8 protein-coding genes are annotated in these 4,486 nt (G+C 44.0%); 4 read left to right on the top strand and 4 right to left on the bottom strand.

Annotated features, from left to right (window positions below; translation table 11 throughout):
- Positions 1-137 precede the first annotated feature (137 nt).
- The 3 genes from I8752_RS24975 to I8752_RS24965 all read right to left on the bottom strand — a co-directional run bounded on the left by I8752_RS24975 (position 138) and on the right by I8752_RS24965 (position 1,649).
- Positions 138-380, bottom strand: coding sequence for a hypothetical protein (locus I8752_RS24975; RefSeq protein WP_214434934.1), 243 nt, complete (start codon positions 378-380; stop codon positions 138-140).
- Between the two features lie 5 nt (positions 381-385).
- Positions 386-1,063, bottom strand: a complete 678-nt coding sequence (locus I8752_RS24970) for a hypothetical protein (RefSeq protein WP_214434933.1) — start codon at positions 1,061-1,063, stop codon at positions 386-388.
- 199 nt (positions 1,064-1,262) lie between these two features.
- Entirely contained in the window at positions 1,263-1,649 is a 387-nt protein-coding gene (locus I8752_RS24965) for a hypothetical protein (RefSeq protein WP_214434932.1), read from the bottom strand.
- Positions 1,650-1,763: 114 nt separating this feature from the next.
- On the opposite strand from I8752_RS24965, the gene I8752_RS24960 reads away from it, so the two are divergent.
- From I8752_RS24960 to I8752_RS24950, 3 genes are all read left to right on the top strand, one after another.
- The gene (locus I8752_RS24960; RefSeq protein WP_214434931.1) at positions 1,764-1,982 is read left to right on the top strand and encodes a hypothetical protein; all 219 of its coding nucleotides are present in this window, start codon (positions 1,764-1,766) and stop codon (positions 1,980-1,982) included.
- Between the two features lie 96 nt (positions 1,983-2,078).
- Complete coding sequence (locus I8752_RS24955; protein ID WP_214434930.1) at positions 2,079-2,336, top strand: hypothetical protein; 258 nt, start codon at positions 2,079-2,081, stop codon at positions 2,334-2,336.
- The gene (locus I8752_RS24950) at positions 2,323-3,006 is read left to right on the top strand and encodes a hypothetical protein (RefSeq protein ID WP_214434929.1); all 684 of its coding nucleotides are present in this window, start codon (positions 2,323-2,325) and stop codon (positions 3,004-3,006) included. Before I8752_RS24955 ends, I8752_RS24950 begins: the two co-directional genes overlap by 14 nt.
- 190 nt (positions 3,007-3,196) lie before the next feature.
- On the opposite strand, the gene I8752_RS24945 is transcribed toward I8752_RS24950, so the two are convergent.
- A complete protein-coding gene (locus tag I8752_RS24945; protein WP_214434928.1) occupies positions 3,197-3,367 on the bottom strand; it encodes a hypothetical protein in 171 nt (56 codons plus the stop codon).
- A gap of 180 nt (positions 3,368-3,547) precedes the next feature.
- On the opposite strand from I8752_RS24945, the gene I8752_RS24940 reads away from it, so the two are divergent.
- Positions 3,548-4,486 (top strand): IS110 family transposase (locus tag I8752_RS24940; protein WP_214434927.1); only part of this gene is annotated, 939 nt, incomplete at its 3' end.

The following is a 4,486-nucleotide window of genomic DNA, read 5'->3' as shown; positions in this document are numbered from 1 at the left end:
AGGTTTTGACGGTTCTGATGTTTGCTCCAGAACAGTGTCTATATTTTTTTGTGGTGTGTCGATTGCATCCCAGGCTGGATCGTAATTCGTAACTGGGGATTGGGTGAAAGCTTCCAGGTCAAACAGTGTAGTTTGCTTCATTTGTCCCCCTGCCCCCGGTCAAAAGGTACAACTTCGTGACTGACTTCTTGGGACAGTTCCTTAAGGGCAGCTGACCACGCTAGGGCATCAACAGCGCTTAAATAATGAAAGTCAACTTCTGAAATAATCCGCGCTCTTATCCAGGTTTTGAAATGCTCTATCCTTTGTGGATTTAAATGATTCATAATCACAACACCGTTAATTGACACGCCGCCAAGTGGGTGGCTTTTTTTATACATAGGAATTATCCAGATGGAAATAATTCATCCCACTCTGTAGAATTCCCATAAGCTTGTAGTAAGTGATTGTAATTTCGCGGGTGTTCCCACCATTTACCACGCAAACAATCACGTATAAATCCTTCGGGATTTTTAATCTCTTCAAATCCACCACGAAGGATGAATATTAAAATTGCAAGTTTTATTTCGTTAGTTGGACGATGTAACACTTGGGTGATGTCATCGTCATAATAGATACCGTTGTCTAAGAGAAGCTGCTTGTTAGTGGAATGCTGCTGCTGTAAAGACTCCTTAACGGCGTTACTATCATTTGAAGGCTGTAAATTGTAACTAGAGTTACTGTTTTGTAAGTTTTTTTCTCTCCGTGGTTTCAACCAGTCAAGCGGTCTAACTAATAACTTGTAAATCTGCCAACTGTACTGCTTAACTACTTGCACAACACGATGGTTTAGCAGTAATTCAAACATCTGTTTGAGGTAATTATGCGAGTAAGCTTTACCTCGATGTTTTTCTATCCAAGCATTAAATTGTGATAAATCTGGCTCTATCTCTGATGCAATTTCACCTTGCCGTATTAGCCATTGCCAAAGCGATTTAGCGGCAGGTGGTATGTGATGTTGATAGCAGAATGCTTCGTGTTCTTCCGTCCACGGAAGATTGATTTTATTCGTATTTTGTGACATGATTCTATTAGTTAATTGATTCAATTAGCCACCCGGAAGTGCAATTTTAGGTGGCTTATTGCTTTTCTTAGGTCATTGATTATTAGTTGCGATCGCAGTAGCGCGAAACTCAACTCCAAACGCTCAAGGGAAATCGCAGTGGTGTAGTGAATGCGATTGGCATAAACAAAACCGTCCCAACCCATACAGGCAGGACGGTTTATGGATTTTCTTCTATTTCTGTTGTTTCTGAGTCAGAGAATTCCTTTTGTTCCGGAATCAAGGAATTAATGTCACGCTCAAGCTCTTTAACAGCTGATAAAAACTTTTCTTCTAATATTCGACTTTCATCAAGACGTGCTTCTAAGCGTTGCTGATGACCGTGCACGTAAGACAAAAATGCTTGTTCTATTAACTTGAGACGTTCTGAAATTTTCCCAGGATCTTCACCTCTGCTGCCGATACTGACTGCTGCATTTTCTCCCTGATGATTGCTTCGATTACTTCTGACTTGCTCGTGTTTTGAACTTTGGAAATTGCCTCCAAGTGGTTGGCTGTTGTTGGAGTCAGCGTCAGGTTCATGCGCTGTTTCTTCTCTTCGTACCAACCGTGTCTCTTGGATTCCTTCTTGGGGTCTTCGTTGCTCATTTGAGGAAGTGCGATCGCTCCTGAAAAATCGTTTAACTACTTCAACCTGAACATGTAAAAAATATCACAACACATGTTTGACTACAATCATCCAGACGAAATTATTGATGAGGACATCTTTAAGTTTGACGATCTGCCCCCCTATGACGATTGCTACAACTGCATGGGCAGGGGGTACTTACAACACGGTGGAGCCTTTGAGTGTCCTACTTGCGGTGGAAGCGGACTATTGTCAGCAAAGTGGCCCAAATCAAATTTAGACCCAGACGATCCAGATGCTCCACCTTTCTAAATTGAAATGCGATCGCGCCTAAGGAAACATTTGTACTATGCCGAGTGGTGCGATCGCAATTGCTCAAAATCCACAGCCACGTAGATTTCAGCGATTATGCAAATCATATCAGTTCCCACCGTGTACACATGTAAAACACCGACAGCCGGCTGGGTCAACTTGGCCCAAATGCGGCAAGTCATGGATGACGAAGACCAGAAAGTAATTATTGTGTATTGGCTTAACGGCGACACTTCAGTTTTCTCTGGAGAAAACGCCGATGCTATCCTCTCTGCCTTGAAGGAAGCACAACAGCGTTGCGAGTGTGAAAATTACCGTTTGAAAAATCGAAGAAAACAGTATGACCAAACATGACACTTGGGTAGAACTTAAACCCGGAAATCCTTACGAACCAATACTAGACCTCTTCCCCGACGGTATGATACCCATGCGCGATCCGTTCCCCCTGGAGCGAGTTACCGGCCCAGACGGTGAAGAGGTGGCCCTGTGGATTGTGGATTTAGAGCGCCTTAGCAGTATTCAAGCTCAAGCAATGGCTCAAATTATTGCTAGCAATCGCGGTGCATCAGCACATGAGGTTGCAGCAGAGGCAGTCGCGACTGGTGGCTTTGCCATGAATAATGAGTGGATTGAATCAATGAAATGCTGGTCAGAAGGTTTCCACCGCGGCGCGGAGATGGCCGATTTTTTGGATACTGCACCGCCAATCGGAACCCCCGAAGTTGCTAGAGCATTTCGAGAATTTTATAACAGCCAGTATGACCGCTGGATCGACGGCAACGAGCAGCCAAGACCGATAAATTCAATTGACGATATCGACCCCAGGTTAAGAACTCCCGGACTCGAACAGATTCTCAAAATGCAGCTTGCAGAGAATGCGATCGCAATTGGTGGCTACTCCGTTTTTGATGTTTTAAGTGGTCGAGCAATGGTCGATGCTCTTAACAAGATTGACCCGGAGAACCAATATTCATTAGTTAGTGACGATGACGATTTTGAGGACGATGAAGTTTATGAGTCATGAAAATTTAGAAACAACTAACAATAATTGACAACCCAAAATCATATCAGATTATTACACTACTTGGCACGAATTAATTCACGCCAAAGGCAAAATTGAGGAGGGTTTAAAGCTAATAAAAAATAATGAAATTAAAGGAGATGACATTGAAGATGACATAGAAAAAATTCTCAAGCATATATCTCTCACATTCTCAAGACTTGCTAAAGAAGTTACTGGAGATTTTCGTAACAGCTAACCGCCTGATGATGGCTACCCGACACAGTAGCCGAAACGGTGGCGATCTACCACCGTAGCGGATTGTGTCCAAAGCAGTCCGCCCCACTGTTTCTAGGAAGTGGGGCGTTAATCCTGAATCGCACACCCAAAAAGTGGGGTGTTGTTAATTTCAAGCGCAACCTTCCTAAAACGACCGGGATAAACCCAGCGTTAAGAGTGAATCGCGCCCTTCTTTTGGTGGGGTGTTAGGGGATTCAAGCGTCAAAACTGGGCTTTCAATCGTGTTGCAGCACGAACAGCAAAACCCCAATTTATCGGCTGAACCATGACAATTAAATCAATTACATCCTTGGGAGTTGATGTTAGTAAATCGAGCGTTACTTGCCATATTTTAACATCTTATCCAGTTGGAGGATTAAAGAACTATTGGCAGAAATCAAGAAGTAAAGCGTCAACCTTGTTCCCTAGTTTCTACTCAAGTCCTAACCCAAAAACTAATCAAAAATCAGCTTTTGATTTTGCTGATTATGTCAAAAATCATAGTCCTGATGTTGCCGTCCTTGAACCAACAGGTAATCATTATTCACGGCTTTGGGCACGGATTTTAGAAAGTTTGGGAATTAAGATACTTTGGGTAGGTCACATAGAGTTACGCCGCTATCGCGGTGGTAAAAACCTCCCGAATAAATCTGATGCAGCTGACGCACTCGCTATGGCTGCCTACGCCTTAGACCAGGAAAATCAGTTAGAGTCTGGCGAACTCAACGAACGCGCCTTTCTCATGCACCGTCCCGAACCAATCGACCAGCTAAGAGAACTGGTGCAACAACTCGAACACCTCAACCGCGTACAGTCACCAATCATCAACTACACCCGTCAGGCGCTGGCGTGGCAATTCCCAGAAAAGGCACACAGTAAAACTGAAAGTACCAAGCTGGGTAACGTGCCGCCGTTGTGGGGATGGTTAGCGCAGCGCGAATTAGAAGTACACCCAGCAAGTTATAAATCATTGACTAGGCAATACCAACAATCCGCAGCAGTACAATTTGGATTTTCCATAGATCCATTCGTGCGGCTGCACGCCTATTGGCTGTGCGATATCGCCTTGGAGGAGCAACGACTTGAGGCTGTTCTCAAGTCGTTGGTCAACGACGATCAGTTTGCTAAGTACAACCAAGTTTTTGATTTATTCAAATTTGGGCTGAGGATTCGCGCACGCCTCTTGAGTCGCATTTACCCGTTTGAGGCCTTCTTAGTCGATGGC

The sequence above is a fragment of the Dendronalium phyllosphericum CENA369 genome (genome assembly GCF_016056275.1).
Classification (GTDB): domain Bacteria; phylum Cyanobacteriota; class Cyanobacteriia; order Cyanobacteriales; family Nostocaceae; genus Dendronalium; species Dendronalium phyllosphericum.
Note: the sequence above shows the minus strand (reverse complement) of the source record. Positions and strands in the feature narration are given on the sequence as shown.

Coding starts and splice junctions, on each gene's coding strand:
- I8752_RS24955 (WP_214434930.1), top strand. CDS start 2,079: ATGCAAATCATATCAGTTCCCACCGTGTACACATGTAAAACACCGACA.
- I8752_RS24950 (WP_214434929.1), top strand. CDS start 2,323: ATGACCAAACATGACACTTGGGTAGAACTTAAACCCGGAAATCCTTAC.
- I8752_RS24960 (WP_214434931.1), top strand. CDS start 1,764: ATGTTTGACTACAATCATCCAGACGAAATTATTGATGAGGACATCTTT.
- I8752_RS24975 (WP_214434934.1), bottom strand. CDS start 380: ATGTATAAAAAAAGCCACCCACTTGGCGGCGTGTCAATTAACGGTGTT.
- I8752_RS24970 (WP_214434933.1), bottom strand. CDS start 1,063: ATGTCACAAAATACGAATAAAATCAATCTTCCGTGGACGGAAGAACAC.